Here is a 16377-nt window from a genome sequence, read left to right as displayed (position 1 = left end):
CGTCGGAGAAGATGCCGCGCATGTAGCTCGAACGGTTGTCGAACTTGCCTACGGCGATCGGTGCACGCACGCCGCTGTACGGGCGGCTGACGCTCTCGACCTGTTGTACGGCCACGGCGGTGGAAGTTTCGGTAGCGCAGCCGGCGATGGACCCGAGCGCGACGGCAGCTGCCAGCACGAGTCCTTGTGATGCGTATTTCACGCGAGTTCTCCAGGTAAATAGCAACTATTTGCAACGGGCGTGCATTCTGCCACGTTGTGTCGGCAGCCTAGAGAGAAAGTTGAGGGCGGGACAGTGAAAAATAATGGCATTGCGCCATGTTTCATTGTTCTGGTTCGGCCAAGCCTGCGCGATCCTTGGAGGAGCAAGCTTGTCGGGGCGCAGAACCGCAGCGAACACCGGCATGGCCGGTGCCATTACCGCGGTGTACTTTTCGCGGGCAAGCCCGCTCCTACGGGTTATGCAGGAGCGGGCCGTCGCTCAAAGCATCAGTGGCGCTTGCGATTGGTGATCAGGGTACCCACGCCGCTGTCGGTGAAAATCTCCAGCAGCACCGCGTTCGGCACACGGCCATCAATGATGTGCGAGCTGTTCACGCCGCCCTGCACGGCTTCCAGTGCGCACTTGATCTTCGGCAGCATGCCACCGTAGATGGTGCCATCGGCGATCAGCTCGTTGACCTGCTCGGTGGTCAGGCCGGTGAGCACCTGGCCTTGCTTGTCCATCAGGCCGGCGATGTTGGTCAGCAGCATCAGCTTCTCGGCTTTCAGGGCTTCGGCGACTTTGCCGGCGACCAGGTCGGCGTTGATGTTGTACGACTCACCGTTGGCGCCCACGCCGATCGGCGCGATCACCGGGATGAAGTCGCCCTTGACCAGCATGTTCAGCAGCTCGGTGTTCACGCCCACGACTTCGCCGACATGGCCGATGTCGATGATTTCCGGGGTGGTCATGTCGGGGGTCTGGCGGCTGACGGTGAGCTTCTTGGCGCGGATCAGCTCCGCATCCTTGCCGGTCAGGCCGATGGCGCTGCCGCCGTGGCGGTTGATCAGGTTGACGATATCCTTGTTGACCTGGCCGCCCAGGACCATCTCCACCACGTCCATGGTCGCCGAATCGGTGACGCGCATGCCGTCGATGAAGTGGCTCTCGATCGACAGGCGCTTGAGCAGGTCGCCGATCTGCGGGCCGCCGCCGTGCACGACCACCGGGTTGATGCCCACCGCCTTCATCAGCACGATGTCACGGGCAAAGCCGGTCTTGAGCTCTTCGCTCTCCATCGCGTTGCCGCCGTACTTGATCACCAGGGTCTTGCCGACAAAGCGGCGGATGTAGGGCAGTGCTTCGGACAAAACCTCGGCTACATGGGAAGCGGCATCGCGATCGAGGGTCATGCAGGGCTCCAGTGAGGAACAGATAGTCGGTCAGAACGGCAGTTGCAGGCCGGGATCGACCCGCAGCAACTGCGTGCGGAATACAGCCTTGATACGGTCGAGTTCTGCCTCGCTGTCGGCCTCGAAGCGCAGCACCAGCACCGGTGTGGTGTTGGAGGCGCGGACCAGGCCCCAGCCGTGTGGGTAGTCGACCCGTACACCGTCGATGGTGGTCAGGTTGGCTTCGCCCCAGTCGGCGTCGCGTTGCAGTGCATCAATGATGCTGAATTTACTCTCGTCGGTCACATCGATGTTGATTTCCGGTGTGGAAATATCGTTCGGGAACGCGGCGAACAGGCTTTCGGCATCCTGGTCGGCCTTGCTGAGGATTTCCAGCAGGCGCGCGGCACTGTAGATGCCGTCGTCGAAACCGTACCAGCGTTCCTTGATGAAGATGTGTCCGCTCATCTCGCCAGCCAGCAGCGAGCCAGTCAGTTTCATCTTCTTCTTGATCAACGAATGACCGGTCTTCCACATCAGGGCGCGGCCGCCGTGCTGTTCGATCAGTGGAGTCAGGCGACGGGTGCATTTGACGTCGAAGATGATCTCGGCGCCGGGGTTGCGCGACAGCACGTCCTGGGCGAAGAGCATCAGCAGGCGATCGGGGTAGACGATGCTGCCGGTGTTGGTGACCACGCCCACGCGGTCACCGTCGCCGTCGAAGGCCAGGCCGATGTCGGCGCCGGTTTCCCTGACCTTGGCGATCAGGTCTTCGAGGTTCTCCGGCTTGCCCGGGTCCGGGTGGTGGTTGGGGAAGTTGCCGTCGACCTCGCAGAACAGCGGGATCACCTCGCAGCCGAGGGCCTCGATCAGTTGCGGGGCGATCACCCCGGCGGCGCCGTTGCCGCAGTCGACCACGACCTTGAGCTTTTTCGACAGCTTCACGTCGCCGGTGATCTGCTGGTAGTAGCGCTCGAGGATCTCGACCTTCTCCACGTGGCCTTCGCCGCGCGGTACGTCGTTGGTCTTGAGGCGGGTCAGCAGGGCCTGGATCTGCTCGTTGGCGAGGGTGTCGCCGGCGATGACGATCTTGAAGCCGTTGTAGTCCGACGGGTTATGGCTGCCGGTGAGCATCACGCCTGACGTACCGGCCAGCACATTGGCGGCGTAGTACAGCGCGGGGGTGGGCACCAGGCCGACGTCGCTGACCTGGCAACCGGCATCGGCCAGGCCCTTGATCAGTTGCTCGACCAGCATCGGGCCGGACAGGCGGCCGTCGCGGCCCACGGAGATCTTCGGCTCGCCCTGAGCGAGGGTCTGGGCGCCGATGGCGCGGCCGATCCAGTAGGCGGTTTCGGCGTGCAGCGTCTTGCCGACGATGCCGCGGATGTCATAGGCACGGAAGATGCTGTCTGGCAATGCGGGTACCAGCTGGGCCATGTCGTTCATCTCTGGGGACTCCAAGGGGTCAAAGGCTTCTGGGTAAGCGCAAACTGAACGCTTGGACGGTAGATAGCCCCGAGAGTTCGCCGTCCATGGCCCCGACGGTCGGCTCAGCGGGTCCCGGAATGACCGAAGCCGCCGCTGCCACGCTGGGTTTCGTCGAAGGCTTCGACGATTTCGAAATGCGCCTGCACCACCGGTACCAGGATCAGCTGGGCGATGCGCTCGCCGATGCTGATGGTGAACGGCGTGTTGCCGCGGTTCCAGCACGAGACCATGAGCTCGCCCTGGTAGTCCGAGTCGATCAGGCCGACCAGGTTGCCCAGCACTACGCCGTGCTTATGACCAAGGCCCGAGCGGGGCAGGATCATCGCTGCCAGGCCTGGATCGCCGATGTAGATCGACAGGCCGGTGGGGATCAGCAGGGTCTGGCCCGGCTCGAGGACGGTGTCTTCCTTGAGCAGGGCGCGCAGGTCCAGGCCGGCGGAGCCGGGGGTGGCGTATTGCGGCAGGGGGAATTCGGTACCCAGGCGTGGGTCGAGGATCTTGGCTTGAAGAGCGTGCATGGAACTTATTGAACCTGATTGAGCCGTTCGGCGATGAAGGCGACCAGTTGCCGGGCGATCTTGCCCTTGCTGGTCTGCGCGAAGAGGGTCTGGTGCTGCTGGCGGTCGATTACGGTCAGGGCGTTTTCCTCGCTGTTGAAGCCGATGCTGGGGTTGGCCACATCATTGGCGACGATCAGGTCGAGGTTCTTGTCCTTGAGCTTGCGCGTTGCGTAATCGAGCAGGTGCTCGGTCTCGGCTGCGAAACCGACGCTGAACGGGCGGTCGGCACGGCCAGCGAGGGTGGCAAGGATATCCGGATTGCGCACCATCTGCAGCAGCATGCCGTCGCCGGTCGTAGGGTCTTTCTTGAGCTTTTGCGGGGCGACCACCTCGGGACGGTAGTCCGCGACTGCTGCCGAGGCGATGAACAGGTCGCACGGCATGGCTGCTTCACAGGCCGCGAGCATGTCCCGCGCGCTCACCACGTCGATGCGGTTGACCCGGTCGGGGGTCTGCAGGTGCACGGGGCCAGTGACGAGGGTCACCCGGGCCCCGGCTTCGGCGGCCGCTTCGGCCAGGGCAAAGCCCATCTTCCCGGAACTATGATTGGTGATGTAGCGCACCGGATCGATGTTTTCCTGGGTCGGGCCGGCGGTGATCAGCACGTGCTTGCCGGTCAGGGCCTGGCGCTTGAAGCTCTCGGCGGCGCACCAGGCAAGATCGGTGGCTTCGAGCATGCGTCCCAGGCCGACGTCGCCACAGGCCTGGCTGCCGGAGGCCGGGCCGAATACCTGGATGCCACGGCGCTTGAGCAGCTCGAGGTTGTCCTGGGTGGCCGGGTCGCGCCACATGGCCTGGTTCATGGCCGGGGCGACGGCGACGGTGGCGTCGGTGGCCAGCACCAGTGTGGTCAGCAGGTCATCGGCCATGCCCTGGGCCATGCGCGCCATCAGGTCGGCAGTGGCCGGGGCGATCAGCACCAGGTCGGCCCACTTGGCCAGTTCGATATGACCCATTGCAGCCTCGGCGGCAGGGTCGAGCAGGTCCATGTGCACCGGGTGGCCGGAGAGCGCCTGCAGGGTCAGCGGAGTGATGAACTCGGCGCCCCCGCGGGTCATGACGACACGCACCTGCGCGCCGTGTTCCAGGAGTCGGCGAATCAGCTCGGCGCTCTTGTAGGCGGCAATGCCGCCACCCACGCCGAGAACGATGCGCTTGCGATACAGCCGCTGCATAGGCTTGCCTTTTTCCAGTGAAAGCGGGCGGCGACGTTTGAAATTGCCTGCGGCAGAACGTCGCATTTAACGAGGCGAAATAGATTAACACAGGGCTTGAAGGCGCCGCAGTACAACGCAAGGAGGGGTATGAACATCAGGGAATGGCCGCTGGACGAGCGGCCGAGGGAGAAGTTGCTGGCGCGTGGTGCGCAGGTGCTGTCGGATGGGGAGTTGTTGGCAGTGCTGTTGGGCTCGGGCGTTGCCGGGCGCAACGTGGTCGACCTGGCGCGCAGCCTGCTCAAGCGCTTTGGCGGGTTGCGGGCGTTTCTCGAGGCCGACCGCGCCGCGCTGCTGCGCGAGCCGGGCATCGGGCCGGTGAAGTACGCGCAATTGCAGGCACTGCTGGAGATTGGACGACGCTACCTGGACGAAACCATCGAACGCGCGCCGGCGCTGGAAAGCCCTGCTGCGGTGCGGCGCTACCTGAAGTCGATGCTGCGCCATGAGCGCTGCGAGGTGTTCGGCTGCCTGTTCCTGGACACCCGGCACCGGCCCGTGGCGTTCGAGATCCTGTTTCGCGGCACGATAGACCGGGCCAGCATCTATCCGCGTGAGGTGGTACGCCGGTCACTGCTGCATAACGCGGCGGCGTTGATCATCTGTCACAACCACCCGTCGGGCAACAGCGCGCCGAGCCAGGACGATGTCCACCTGACTCGCACGTTGAAGCAGGCGCTGGCGCTGATCGACGTGCGTGTGCTCGATCACGTGATCGTCGGCGATGGCGAGCCGTTGTCGATGGTGGAACAGGGTTGGATCGGGGCGTAGTGGAGGCAGTGCCGGCCTTTTCGCGGGTAAGGCCGGCACCGAATGCCAGTCAGCGCTCCACCGACACCTTGCTGAAGTCCACCCGCCCGAACGGGCTCACCTGATAGCCCTCGACGCCCTTGCTCAGCAGGGTCGAGGCGGTCGGGTGCGCCAACGGCAGCCACAGCGCCTGTTGTTGGATCAGCGTCTGCGCCTGCTGGTACAGACGGCTGCGCACGCTCTGGTCGTTGGTGGTGCGTCCTGCGTTGATCAACTGGTCGAGACGGCTGTCGCAGAAACGCGCGAAGTTGGTCCCGGACTTGACCGCCGCGCACGAGAATTGCGGGCTGAGGAAGTTGTCCGGGTCGCCGTTGTCGCCCGCCCAGCCCATGAACAGCAGGTCATGTTCACCGGCCTTGGCGCGGCGGATCAGCTCGCCCCACTCGATCACACGGATCTCGGCCTTGATGCCGATTTTCGCCAGGTCGGCCTGGAGCATTTGTGCGCCGAGGCTAGGGTTGGGGTTGAGCAGGCTGCCTGACGGGCGGGTCCAGATCGTGGTGCTGAAGCCGTCGGCCAGGCCGGCCTTGGTCAGCAACGCCTTGGCCTTCTTCAGGTCCAGCGCGTAGCCGGGCAGGTCCTTGGCGTAACTCCAGGTGTTGGGCGGGTAGGGGCCGTTGGCGGCGATGGCGGTGTCATCGAACACGGCCTTGAGGTAGGCCGGTTTGTCGAAGGCGAGGTTGATCGCCTGGCGCACTTCGGGCTTGTCCAGCGGCGGGTGCTCGCTGTTGATGGCCACGAAGGCGGTCATGAAGGCCGGGGTGGAGGCTACCTTCAGCTTGTCGTTCTTCGCGGCTTCGGCGATGTCCAGCGGCTTGGGCGACAGGGCTACCTGGCATTCGTTGCGCTTGAGCTTCTGCAGGCGCACGTTCGGGTCGGTGGTGATGGCGAACACCAGCGGGTCGACCGCAGGCTTGCCGCCGAAGTAGTCGGGGTTGGCGCGATAACGCACCAGGGCGTCCTTCTGGAAGCGCTGGAAGACGAACGGGCCGGTGCCGATGGGCTGGCTATTGAGCTTCTCGGGCGTGCCGGCCTTGAGCAGCTTGTCGGCATACTCGGCCGAGTAGATCGAGGCGAAGCCCATGCTCAGGGTGGCCAGGAAGGTCGCGTCCGGATGGGTGAGGGTAAAGCGTACGCTCTGTGGATCGGGCGCCTCGATCGACTTGATCAGGTTGCCCAACTGCAGCGACTGGGCGTGCGGATAACCGCCGGGTGCGGTCTTGTGCCAGGCATGGGCGGGGTAGAGCATGCGCTGGAAGCTGAACAACACGTCGTCGGCGTCCAGTTCGCGGGTCGGCTTGAAGTAGTCGGTGCTGTGGAATTTCACGCCGCCGCGCAACGTGAAGTCATAAACCAGGCCGTCTTTGGAGACCGTCCAGCTTTGTGCAAGGCTCGGCACCACCTTGCCCTGGGCCGCGTCGAACTCGACCAGGCGGTTCATCAGCACGTCGGCCGAGGCGTTGGTAGTGGTCAGCGAGTTGTACTGAACCACGTCGAAACCTTCCGGGCTGGCCTCGGTGCACACCGACAGCGGAGCTGCCTGGGCGATGCCTGCGGCGAGCAGGGAAGTGAATAGAACGGAAAGGGCGGCGACGCGCATGGTGGATCCTCGGCTGGTCAGGGGCCCATCTGCCAGTGCAGTCTGGAGGCGGAAACGTCCTACCCTAGTGCGCCAGTCGGGAAATGACCACCTGATTTTTATGCTGCGCGGCGACGAGCGGTCGACAGTGCGCGGGCCTTGTCGCTATGCTGGCCGGGCGCGATCGGCCCGATCGGAATATGCATCTTCTGTTGTTGTGGCCGACCCTTTCTGGTATAAAGCAGCGCTCTTTTCTAGGGGCTCGGCCTGTCGCTCATCTGAGCCGGTTCGATAAGACCCCCGGAAACACGGCGCCTTGGCGCCATAGACTGAGAGATTAAGCGGCCAACCCATGCCGGGTTGGGCATGTGGTTTTAGAGGGCTGAGGCATGTCGAGAGTCTGTCAAGTTACCGGTAAGGGTCCGGTAACCGGGAACAACATTTCCCACGCAAACAACAAAACCCGTCGTCGTTTCCTGCCGAACCTGCAGCACCACCGTTTCTGGGTTGAATCCGAGAATCGTTTCGTGCGTCTGCGCGTTTCCGCCAAAGGCATGCGTATCATCGACAAGCGCGGCATCGATGCCGTTCTGGTCGACATCCGTAAAGCTGGCGCCAAGGTTTAAGGGAGAACATCATGCGTGAATTGATCCGTCTGGTTTCGAGTGCCGGTACCGGCCACTTCTACACCACCGACAAGAACAAGCGCACCACTCCGGACAAGATCGAGATCAAGAAATACGATCCGGTCGTCCGCAAGCACGTGGTGTACAAGGAAGCCAAGATCAAGTAATTGATCCGGCAACCAAAAAAACCCGCCTTCGCAAGAAGGCGGGTTTTTTTATGCCTGACTCAAATGGCTGGGATCAGGAAATGATCAAGCCATTGATGAAACCCTGCACGTCGACGCCGATCATCACGCGGTCGGTCCTGATCTCGCGAGTGGTGATGTCCTGCGGGCCTGCGGCCGCGGCCAGGCCGGTCAGTTCCAGGATGTAGGGCTTCACGCTTTCAACGTAGCGAGTACCGATGACGTGGCGTGCTGGGCAGAGGATGTCGATGGTCATGCGGGATGCTCCTCGGGTAATGTCCGAAGTGGACATCACCTAGTTTGGGTACGTGCATCCAGGCCAGGCATTACATATCTGTCGCCATCACTTCTGCTCGAACATCACATAGATCTTGCGGCACGCTTCCAGCACCTCCCAGGTGCCCTTGAAACCGGCCGGGATGACGAAGCGGTCACCTGCCCGCAGGGTCTTGGCGCCGCCGTCCTGGTCGCGCAGGACCGATACGCCCTGGACGATCTCGCAATACTCGTGCTCGGTGTAGTTCACCGTCCACTGGCCGACCTCACCCTCCCAGACGCCCGCGGCGAACTGCCCGCAGGGGCTCGAATAGTGGTTGTAAACCGCCTGGTCCGGCTCGCCCTTGAGGATTTTCTCGGCCGCCGGGCGATAGCGCTCGGCTTCGGTAAGGACCTGGGCGAAGTCGATGATGCTGTCGATACTCATGCTGGATACCCTGTTGTTGTTTAATAAAATGCACATCAGTAGGCTTTTAAGCCATTCGTGTCAAATATATTGATAGTTTAACCGGCCTGGTTTAGGGTGTCGGATGCCCGTGTGCGCTTGTCGCCCGGCCAGAATTTCTGACAGTGCCCGTGAGTCCTCAATACGGGGCTGCACCTTAACAAGAGGAGGAGTTTCGTATGACCACCCTGACTCGTGCGGATTGGGAACAGCGTGCCCAGCAACTGAAGATCGAAGGCCGCGCCTTCATCAACGGCGAATACACCGACGCCGCCTCCGGCGAAACCTTCGAGTGCCTGAGCCCAGTCGACGGACGTTTCCTGGCCAAGGTTGCCAGTTGTGACCTGGCCGACGCCAACCGCGCCGTGGAAAACGCTCGCGCCACCTTCGACTCTGGCGTCTGGTCGCAACTGGCTCCTGCCAAGCGCAAGGCCAAGCTGATCCGCTTCGCCGACCTGCTGCGCAAGCATGTCGAGGAACTGGCGCTGCTGGAAACCCTGGACATGGGCAAGCCGATCGGCGACTCCTCCACCATCGATATTCCGGGCGCTGCCCAGGCCATCCACTGGACTGCCGAAGCCATCGACAAGGTCTACGACGAGGTCGCACCGACCCCGCACGACCAACTGGGCCTGGTGACCCGTGAGCCGGTAGGCGTTGTGGGTGCCATCGTCCCATGGAACTTCCCGCTGTTGATGGCCTGCTGGAAACTCGGCCCGGCGCTGGCCACCGGCAACTCGGTGGTGCTCAAGCCGTCCGAGAAGTCCCCGCTGACCGCCATCCGCATCGCCCAACTGGCCATCGAGGCCGGCATCCCGGCAGGCGTGCTGAACGTGCTGCCTGGCTATGGCCACACCGTCGGCAAGGCCCTGGCCCTGCACATGGATGTCGATACCCTGGTGTTCACCGGTTCTACCAAGATCGCCAAGCAACTGATGGTGTACGCGGGCGAATCGAACATGAAGCGCATCTGGCTGGAAGCCGGTGGCAAGAGCCCGAACATCGTCTTCGCCGACGCCCCTGACCTGCAGGCCGCCGCCGAAGCCGCTGCCAGCGCCATCGCCTTCAACCAGGGCGAGGTCTGCACCGCTGGCTCGCGTCTGCTGGTCGAGCGCTCGATCAAGGACAAGTTCCTGCCGCTGGTGGTCGAGGCCCTCAAGGCCTGGAAGCCAGGCAACCCATTGGATCCGGCCACCACGGTCGGTGCGCTGGTCGATACTCAGCAGATGAACACCGTGCTGTCGTACATCGACGCCGGTCATCAGGACGGCGCCAAACTGCTGGCCGGTGGCAAACGCATTCTCGAAGAGACCGGCGGCACCTACGTCGAGCCGACCATCTTCGACGGCGTGACCAACGCCATGAAGATCGCCCAGGAAGAAATCTTCGGCCCGGTGCTGTCGGTGATCGCCTTCGACACCGCCGAAGAGGCCATCGCCATCGCCAACGATACCCCGTATGGCCTGGCAGCTGGCATCTGGACCGCCGATATCTCCAAGGCGCACAAGACTGCCCGCGCCGTGCGTGCTGGCAGCGTGTGGGTCAACCAGTACGATGGCGGCGACATGACCGCACCGTTCGGCGGCTTCAAGCAGTCGGGCAACGGCCGTGACAAGTCGCTGCATGCACTGGAGAAGTACACCGAGCTGAAGGCGACCTGGATCAAGCTGTAAACCGGTAGTCTTCTTCGCGGGCAAGCCCGCTCCCACAGCCCCGCGCCGTCCTCGAGAGCGGCGGTGTACCTGTGGGAGCGGGCTTGCCCGCGAATGGGCCTGAACAAATTACCTGGGAGTCTGCAATGCGTTGGGGAACCTACTTTGCCGTACTGGCGTCGGTGCTCAGTGTCGGGCTTGCGCTCGGCGTGAGCATGCCGCTGGTATCCCTGCGCCTGGAAGGCTGGGGCTACGGCGGGTTCGCCATTGGCGTGATGGCGGCGATGCCGGCAATCGGCGTACTGCTCGGCGCGAGCCTCGCCAGCCGACTGGCGGGTTGGGTCGGCGTGCCATCGGCGATGCGCCTGTGTCTGTGGGGCGGTGCGTTGTCGATCGTGTTGGTGGCAGTGTTGCCCAGCTATCCGCTGTGGCTGGCGCTACGCCTGCTGATCGGCATGTCACTGACGGTGGTGTTCATCCTCGGCGAAAGCTGGATCAACCAGTTGGTGGTCGAGCAGTGGCGCGGGCGGCTGGTGGCGCTGTATGGCAGCAGCTATGCCCTGAGCCAGCTGGCCGGGCCGCTGGTGCTGGGCTTTCTCGGCTCGGAAGATGATTTCGGTTTCTGGGCCGCCAGCGGCCTGCTGTTGCTCGCACCCTTGCTCCTGCTTGGCCGCGGTGGTGCGCCGTCGACCGAGGCGTGCAGCGTCACCTTCCGCGACCTGTTCGCCTTCTGTCGGCGTTTGCCGGTAATTGCCTGGGCCATTGCGTTGTTCGCGGCATTCGAGGCGATGATTCTGACGCTCCTGCCGGTGTATGTGTTGCAGCAGGGCTTCACCGCCGAAGTGGCGTTGTTCATGGTCAGCACCGTGGTGGTCGGCGATGCCGTGCTGCAGTTGCCAATTGGCGCCCTGGCCGATCGCATGTCCCGGCAAGCCTTGTTCAGTGGCTGTGCGGTGAGTCTGCTGGGTTCGAGCCTGGCGATTCCGCTGCTGCTGCACACCCCGGCGGTGTGGCCGCTGTGGGTACTGTTCGGTGCGAGCGCGGGGGGCTTGTTCACCCTGTCGCTGATCCTGATCGGCGAGCGTTATCGCGATGACGCATTGGTGCGTGCCAACGCCCATGTGGCGCAACTGTGGGGTATCGGTTGTTTGCTCGGGCCGTTGCTGGCCGGGGCAGGGAGCCAGTGGGTCAGTGGACATGCCTTGCTGTTCCTGATGGCTGCAGGGGCTGCAGGGCTGGTGCTGCTGACCCGGCGTCCCGGTGCGTTCGAGCCCGCCTCCGCCTGAAATAGCCGGGCCGCACTTGCGCGGCCCGCCTGCTAGAGCATCTTCTCCAAACCCACCGCCTTGGCCACCCAGGCATTGAACCGGCGCCATATTCCGCCCGGCTCAGCGGTCAGGGTATGCACCTGGCCATTGTCCTCGGTCACCCAGACCATCTTCCCGTCCACCAGCTTCGGTTGATAGCTCAAGGCCGGCGCCATGCCCTGTTCGGCCAGCGCGCGGGTGTACTCGGCCAACTCGGGGCTGTCGACCATCACCCCGACCTCGGTGTTCCACAGCACCGAGCGGGGATCGAAGTTGAAGGAGCCAATGAAGGTCTTGCGCCGGTCGAAGACCATTGCCTTGCTGTGCAGGCTCGAGTCGGACTGGCCCTTGAAGCTGAGGACGCCGCGCGCGGCGCTCGGGTCTCCGGGCTGGCGACGCAGCTCGAACAGCTCCACGCCATGTTCGAGCAGGGCACGGCGATAGGGCGCATAGCCGCCGTGCACGGCCGGCACATCGGTGGCTTCGAGCGAGTTGGTCAGCAGCTTGACCGAGGTGCCGGCGTCGGCGCGGCTGGTGAGGTACAGCAGGCCTGGCTCGCCCGGCACGAAGTAGGCCGAGACCAGGATCAGCTCGCGGTGTACGTTCTTCAGGTCCGGCGCCAGTTGCTGGGTCATCAGCAATTGGGGGTCGGGCTCGCCGCGGGCCAGCACCTTGCTCGGCGCATCCCACAGCGCCTGGCTGTGTGCCCAGATCAGCTCGTTGCGCCAGATGTCCAGGCGTGGCGCGGTCTGATAGGCCATCAGTCGGTCGTACAGCGCCTTGCGCTGCACCCTGGCCTGCGCCAGCCAGGTTTCCAGGCGCTGGCGACTGGCGCGCAGGTCGCTGGCGTCCGGCGTGCTCCACAGGAAGTCGCCAATCGGCCGACTCAGGGCGCTGTTCCAGTACTGGTCGAAGCTGTGCCCGAGTTGCTCGGCCACAGGCCCTACACCCAGCAGGTCGATGTCGGTGAAGTTCAGGTTGGGCTCGGCGTCGAAGTACTCGTCACCCAGGTTGCGGCCGCCGACGATGGCCATACTGTTGTCGACCAGGAACAGCTTGTTGTGCATGCGCCGGTGCTGCAGCGACAGGTTGAACAGCCGCCCCATGGCACGCGTCAGGCCGGTGCTGCGGCCCAGGTGCAGCGGGTTGAACACGCGGATCTGGATATGAGGGTGGGCGGCGAGGGTGCCGATCAGGCTGTCCAGGCCATCGCTGGTGGTGTCGTCGAGCAGGATGCGCACCCGCACGCCGCGGTCGGCGGCGCGCAGCAGCTCGTGCACCAGGGCGCGGGTGCTCAGGCCATCGTGGACGATGTAGTACTGCAGGTCGATGCTGGTCTGGGCGTTGCGGATGAGCTCGGCGCGGGCGCGGAAGGCTTCGTTGCTGTTCGGTAGCAGGCGAAAGCCGGAGCGCCCCTCATAGGGCGCGGCCTGACGCTGGACCGAGCGGCCGAACGCCGAGTCGTTGGCCGGCAGCGCCTGGCTCACGTCGCGAGGTGCATCGACGCTGGCGCAGCCGCTCAGGCCGAGCAGCAGCGCCAGCAGGAGGGGCAGAGCCCGCTGGAGTCTCAAAGGCGAATCGTCCTGTACGACAGGTCACTGGAAGGTTGGACCGTGCAAAGCGCTGCAAAGTTACCCGGCGTCACTGTCCTGCGCCAGTAGGCGATAGGCAGTTTCACCTACCTTGCGTACCGCCGCCTCGATTTCCGGGGTGGCGCGGGTGGCGAAATTCATGCGCAGACAGTGCCGGTACTTGCCCGACGCCGAAAAAATGCTGCCGACGGCGATCTGTACGCCCTGTTCCAGTAGCGCACGGTTCAGCCGCAGCGTGTCGAAGCTCTCGGGCAGTTCCACCCACAGCATGAAGCCACCCTGGGGCCGGCTGGCGCGGGTGCCGGGCGGGAAGTAGCGGGTCACCCAGTCGCTCATCTGGTCGCGGGCGCGCTGGTACTGCGCCCGGACTCGGCGCAGGTGCGGCTGATAGTGGCCTTCAGCGATGAAGTCGGCGATCGCCAACTGGGGCTGGCAGGCCGTGCTGCCGGTGCTGATGTACTTCATGTGCAGCACCCGCTCCAGATAACGCCCGGGCGCCACCCAGCCGACCCGCAGGCCTGGGGCCAGGGTCTTGGAGAACGAGCTGCAGAGCAGTACGCGGCCATCCTCGTCGAACGATTTGATGGTGCGTGGGCGTGGGTAGGTGTAGGCCAGGTCGCCGTACACATCGTCTTCGAGAATCGCCACGTCGTAGCGCTGGGCCAGGGTCAGCAGGGCCTTCTTGCGCGCCTCGGGCATGATGTAGCCCAGCGGGTTGTTGCAACTGGGGGTGATCTGGATGAGCTTGATCGGCCATTGCTCCAGCGCCAGCTCCAGCGCCTCCAGGCTGATACCAGTGGTTGGGTCCGTGGGGATCTCCAGCGCCTTCATGCCCAGGCCCTTGAGCGTCTGCATGGCGCCGTGGAAGCTGGGCGAATCCACCGCGACGATGTCGCCCGGCTCGCACACTGCGCGGATGCTGGTCGACAGCGCTTCGTGACAACCGGTGGTCACCACCAGGTCGCCTGGCCCGAGGTTGCAACCTGAGTCGAGCGTCAGGCGGGCGATCTGTTCACGCAGGGCTTCGTTGCCGTGGATGTTGTCGTAGTACAGCCCTGGCATGTCCAGGCGCCGGCTGAGCTGGGCAAGGCTGCGCAGCAGGGGCTTGAGCGTCGGGCTCTCGATGTCGGGCATGCCGCGGCCGAGCTGGATCACGTCGGGGTGTGGGCTGGCACGTACCAACTCGAGCACCTGTTCCCACTGGGAAATATCCACAGGGCGTTGGGCGGGGCGGCTGATGGCGGGCAGGGCCGGCAGGCTGCGATTTTCCGTGACGAAGTAGCCGGACTTGGGGCGCGGAGCCACCAGGCCGTTGTCCTCCAGCTGGCGATAGGCCTGCTGTACGGTGCTCAGGCTGACGCCGTGTTCCAGGCTCAATGAGCGCACCGACGGCAGCCGTTCGCCGGGACGATACAGGCCTTGTTCGATCCGGGCACCGAGCAATTCGGCGAGGTTCATGTAGAGGGTCACGGCATACTCCTGCACACGCGGGTCAAGGTGAGCGATACAGATTGGCCAAAAATACTGCATTCAGCGGCCGCTGTGCCAATTCTGTATGGAAATAATAACCCTGTGTTGAATCTGTATCGTGCATGTCTGCCGAGCGCATGCTTTCTCCAGCTTTCGAGGCAATCAGGAGACATGGCAATGAACGGCTTGAGCGATGTACGGCTGCAACTGTTGGCGGAAGAACTGCGCGCAGGGCAGTGGCCCAAGGTTTCCAGTGCCCCTGTGGGCTTGGGTCGCCTGGGGCTGATGATGCATCGCTGGCGCTCGCGCAGGGTGCTGCGCGAGTTGAGCGATCACCAGTTGCTGGATATCGGCATCAGCCGCCAGCAGGCTCGGGAGGAAGGGTGCAAGCCATTCTGGCGAGCGTGATCAGAGCAGCTCCTTGAGTCGGTACCAGAGCATCCCCAGCGCCAGCAGCGGCGAGCGCAGGTGCTTGCCGCCAGGGAAGGTCGCGTGCGGTACCTTGGCGAACAGGTCGAAGCGCCCCGCCTGCTGGCCGCTGATGGCCTCGCCCAGCAGGCGTCCGGCCAGGTGCGTGGCGTTCAGGCCGTGGCCGGAGTAGGCCTGGGCGTAATAGACGTTGGCATGGCTGGCCAGGCGCCCGACCTGCGGCAGGCGATTGGCACCGATGCCGATCATGCCGCCCCACTGGTAGTCGATGCGCACGCCGGCCAGCTGCGGGAACACCTTGAGCATCTTCGGGCCCATGTAGGCGCCGATGTCCTTCGGGTCGCGTCCGGAGTAGTGGCAGGCGCCGCCGAACAGCAGGCGGTGGTCGGCGGACAGGCGGAAGTAATCCAGCGCCACGCGCTGGTCGCACACGGCCATGTTCTGTGGCAGCAACTGGCGGGCACGTGCTTCGCCCAGGGGTTCGGTGGCGATGATGTAGCTGCCGGCGGGCAGCACCTTGCCGCCCAGTTCGCGGTTGAGGTCGTTGTGGTAGGCGTTGGTGCATAGCACCAGCGTACTGGCGCGCACCCGGCCCCGCGCCGTGTGCACCTGGACTTGCGGGCCGTAGTCGATGCGGGTTACTGCCGAACCCTCGTGCAGCTTCACGCCCAGGCGCTCGGCGGCGGCCGCTTCGCCCAGGGCCAAGTTGAGTGGATGCAGGTGGCCCGAGCCCATGTCGACCAGGCCGCCGACGAAGCTGTCGGATCCGACCACGCTGCGGATCTCGGACGCGGGCACCACGCGGACCTCGTGGCGGTAGCCCAGGCTGCGCAGCTCTTCGGCATTTTCAGCGAAGCCGTCCAGCTCGGCGGGCTTGTATGCCAGGTCGCAGTAACCCCAGGTCAGGTCGCAGGCGATGGCGTGGCGCTCGATACGCTGACGTGCGATCTCCACGGCCTCCAGGCCCATCAGCTTGAGGCTGCGCACGCCATCCTCGCCGAGCACTGGCAGGAACTGCTCGACATCGTGGCCAACGCCGCGGATCAACTGCCCGCCATTGCGACCGCTGGCGCCCCAGCCGATCTTGCGGGCTTCGAGCAGGATCACCGAGAAGCCGCGCTCGGCCAGCTCGATGGCGGTATTCAGGCCCGAGTAACCGCCGCCGACGATGCACACATCGGCGCTGTGCTCGCCTTCGAGGCTGGGGTAGTCCGGTTGCGGCGCGCTGCTGGCGGCATAGTAGGAGGCGGCGTGCTGCGCGCTGTGGATCATCTGGGGAGGCCCTGGAGTCGGTGCGAAGGGGGCGAGGATAAGCTGGGGTTTCGCGGTTGGGCAACCGGGCGAGGGCTTGCTCGGCGAATGGCCCT

The 16377-nt window shown here is 64.4% G+C and carries 15 protein-coding genes and 2 pseudogenes; 6 read left to right on the top strand and 11 right to left on the bottom strand.

The genetic code is table 11. The features are described 5' to 3' along the window. The 5 genes and pseudogenes from APH44_RS19570 to coaBC form a co-directional block, all read right to left on the bottom strand. Positions 1-202 (bottom strand): annotated as a pseudogene (locus APH44_RS19570) (curli production assembly protein CsgG); the annotation flags it as partial. A gap of 287 nt (positions 203-489) precedes the next feature. Further along, positions 490-1395: an acetylglutamate kinase gene (gene argB / locus APH44_RS19565; RefSeq protein WP_054894125.1), complete on the bottom strand. Its 906-nt coding sequence runs from the start codon at positions 1393-1395 to the stop codon at positions 490-492. Between the two features lie 30 nt (positions 1396-1425). Continuing rightward, positions 1426-2799: pseudogene (locus APH44_RS19560) on the bottom strand (phosphomannomutase/phosphoglucomutase); the annotation flags it as partial. Between the two features lie 128 nt (positions 2800-2927). Next, a complete protein-coding gene (gene dut / locus APH44_RS19555) occupies positions 2928-3383 on the bottom strand; it encodes a dUTP diphosphatase (RefSeq protein WP_054894123.1) in 456 nt (151 codons plus the stop codon). A 5-nt stretch (positions 3384-3388) separates the two neighbouring features. Further along, positions 3389-4600, bottom strand: coding sequence for a bifunctional phosphopantothenoylcysteine decarboxylase/phosphopantothenate--cysteine ligase CoaBC (coaBC, locus tag APH44_RS19550; RefSeq protein ID WP_054894122.1), 1212 nt, complete (start codon positions 4598-4600; stop codon positions 3389-3391). A gap of 129 nt (positions 4601-4729) precedes the next feature. Here coaBC and radC point away from each other — a divergent pair, with 129 nt between their 5' ends. Beyond that, positions 4730-5410, top strand: coding sequence for a DNA repair protein RadC (gene radC / locus APH44_RS19545; protein ID WP_054894121.1), 681 nt, complete (start codon positions 4730-4732; stop codon positions 5408-5410). A 49-nt stretch (positions 5411-5459) separates the two neighbouring features. Here the strand turns inward: radC and APH44_RS19540 are convergent, their stop codons facing one another. Further along, complete coding sequence (locus APH44_RS19540) at positions 5460-7049, bottom strand: ABC transporter substrate-binding protein (RefSeq protein WP_054894120.1); 1590 nt, start codon at positions 7047-7049, stop codon at positions 5460-5462. Positions 7050-7417: 368 nt separating this feature from the next. Here APH44_RS19540 and rpmB point away from each other — a divergent pair, with 368 nt between their 5' ends. Both rpmB and rpmG read left to right on the top strand, forming a co-directional pair. Continuing rightward, entirely contained in the window at positions 7418-7654 is a 237-nt protein-coding gene (gene rpmB, locus APH44_RS19535; RefSeq protein WP_054894119.1) for a 50S ribosomal protein L28, read from the top strand. Positions 7655-7665: 11 nt separating this feature from the next. After that, a complete protein-coding gene (rpmG, locus tag APH44_RS19530; RefSeq protein ID WP_003253507.1) occupies positions 7666-7821 on the top strand; it encodes a 50S ribosomal protein L33 in 156 nt (51 codons plus the stop codon). A 73-nt stretch (positions 7822-7894) separates the two neighbouring features. Here rpmG and APH44_RS19525 read toward each other — a convergent pair whose 3' ends face one another. Both APH44_RS19525 and APH44_RS19520 read right to left on the bottom strand, forming a co-directional pair. Then, entirely contained in the window at positions 7895-8095 is a 201-nt protein-coding gene (locus APH44_RS19525) for a hypothetical protein (RefSeq protein ID WP_054894118.1), read from the bottom strand. 87 nt (positions 8096-8182) lie between these two features. Next, on the bottom strand, positions 8183-8542 hold the full coding sequence (locus tag APH44_RS19520) for a cupin domain-containing protein (RefSeq protein ID WP_054894117.1): 360 nt from the start codon (positions 8540-8542) through the stop codon (positions 8183-8185). Between the two features lie 197 nt (positions 8543-8739). On the opposite strand from APH44_RS19520, the gene APH44_RS19515 reads away from it, so the two are divergent. Beyond that, the gene (locus APH44_RS19515; protein WP_054894116.1) at positions 8740-10233 is read left to right on the top strand and encodes an aldehyde dehydrogenase; all 1494 of its coding nucleotides are present in this window, start codon (positions 8740-8742) and stop codon (positions 10231-10233) included. 125 nt (positions 10234-10358) lie between these two features. Beyond that, positions 10359-11498, top strand: a complete 1140-nt coding sequence (locus APH44_RS19510) for an MFS transporter (RefSeq protein ID WP_054894115.1) — start codon at positions 10359-10361, stop codon at positions 11496-11498. Positions 11499-11530: 32 nt separating this feature from the next. On the opposite strand, the gene APH44_RS19505 is transcribed toward APH44_RS19510, so the two are convergent. Together APH44_RS19505 and APH44_RS19500 are read right to left on the bottom strand one after the other, a co-directional pair. After that, positions 11531-13090 (bottom strand): phospholipase D family protein, encoded by a 1560-nt coding sequence (locus APH44_RS19505; protein ID WP_054894114.1) that lies wholly within the window; start codon positions 13088-13090, stop codon positions 11531-11533. Positions 13091-13150: 60 nt separating this feature from the next. Continuing rightward, on the bottom strand, positions 13151-14581 hold the full coding sequence (locus APH44_RS19500) for a PLP-dependent aminotransferase family protein (protein ID WP_172964799.1): 1431 nt from the start codon (positions 14579-14581) through the stop codon (positions 13151-13153). Between the two features lie 177 nt (positions 14582-14758). Between APH44_RS19500 and APH44_RS19495 the strand changes: the two genes are divergently transcribed. Next, positions 14759-14989: a DUF1127 domain-containing protein gene (locus tag APH44_RS19495; protein WP_054894112.1), complete on the top strand. Its 231-nt coding sequence runs from the start codon at positions 14759-14761 to the stop codon at positions 14987-14989. Here the strand turns inward: APH44_RS19495 and APH44_RS19490 are convergent, their stop codons facing one another. Continuing rightward, the gene (locus tag APH44_RS19490; RefSeq protein WP_054894111.1) at positions 14990-16282 is read right to left on the bottom strand and encodes an FAD-binding oxidoreductase; all 1293 of its coding nucleotides are present in this window, start codon (positions 16280-16282) and stop codon (positions 14990-14992) included. Positions 16283-16377: the final 95 nt, after the last annotated feature.

Source organism: Pseudomonas sp. NBRC 111143, from assembly GCF_001320965.1.
Classification (GTDB): Bacteria; Pseudomonadota; Gammaproteobacteria; order Pseudomonadales; family Pseudomonadaceae; genus Aquipseudomonas; species Aquipseudomonas machongensis.
This window is presented reverse-complemented; position numbering and strand designations above follow the sequence as displayed.

What these genes read in the sequence shown, in the direction of transcription:
- radC (WP_054894121.1), top strand. Translation starts at nt 4,730, where the DNA reads ATGAACATCAGGGAATGGCCGCTGGACGAGCGGCCGAGGGAGAAGTTG.
- dut (WP_054894123.1), bottom strand. Translation starts at nt 3,383, where the DNA reads ATGCACGCTCTTCAAGCCAAGATCCTCGACCCACGCCTGGGTACCGAA.
- APH44_RS19495 (WP_054894112.1), top strand. Translation starts at nt 14,759, where the DNA reads ATGAACGGCTTGAGCGATGTACGGCTGCAACTGTTGGCGGAAGAACTG.
- APH44_RS19510 (WP_054894115.1), top strand. Translation starts at nt 10,359, where the DNA reads ATGCGTTGGGGAACCTACTTTGCCGTACTGGCGTCGGTGCTCAGTGTC.
- coaBC (WP_054894122.1), bottom strand. Translation starts at nt 4,600, where the DNA reads ATGCAGCGGCTGTATCGCAAGCGCATCGTTCTCGGCGTGGGTGGCGGC.
- APH44_RS19515 (WP_054894116.1), top strand. Translation starts at nt 8,740, where the DNA reads ATGACCACCCTGACTCGTGCGGATTGGGAACAGCGTGCCCAGCAACTG.
- APH44_RS19525 (WP_054894118.1), bottom strand. Translation starts at nt 8,095, where the DNA reads ATGACCATCGACATCCTCTGCCCAGCACGCCACGTCATCGGTACTCGC.
- APH44_RS19540 (WP_054894120.1), bottom strand. Translation starts at nt 7,049, where the DNA reads ATGCGCGTCGCCGCCCTTTCCGTTCTATTCACTTCCCTGCTCGCCGCA.
- rpmB (WP_054894119.1), top strand. Translation starts at nt 7,418, where the DNA reads ATGTCGAGAGTCTGTCAAGTTACCGGTAAGGGTCCGGTAACCGGGAAC.
- rpmG (WP_003253507.1), top strand. Translation starts at nt 7,666, where the DNA reads ATGCGTGAATTGATCCGTCTGGTTTCGAGTGCCGGTACCGGCCACTTC.
- APH44_RS19520 (WP_054894117.1), bottom strand. Translation starts at nt 8,542, where the DNA reads ATGAGTATCGACAGCATCATCGACTTCGCCCAGGTCCTTACCGAAGCC.
- argB (WP_054894125.1), bottom strand. Translation starts at nt 1,395, where the DNA reads ATGACCCTCGATCGCGATGCCGCTTCCCATGTAGCCGAGGTTTTGTCC.
- APH44_RS19490 (WP_054894111.1), bottom strand. Translation starts at nt 16,282, where the DNA reads ATGATCCACAGCGCGCAGCACGCCGCCTCCTACTATGCCGCCAGCAGC.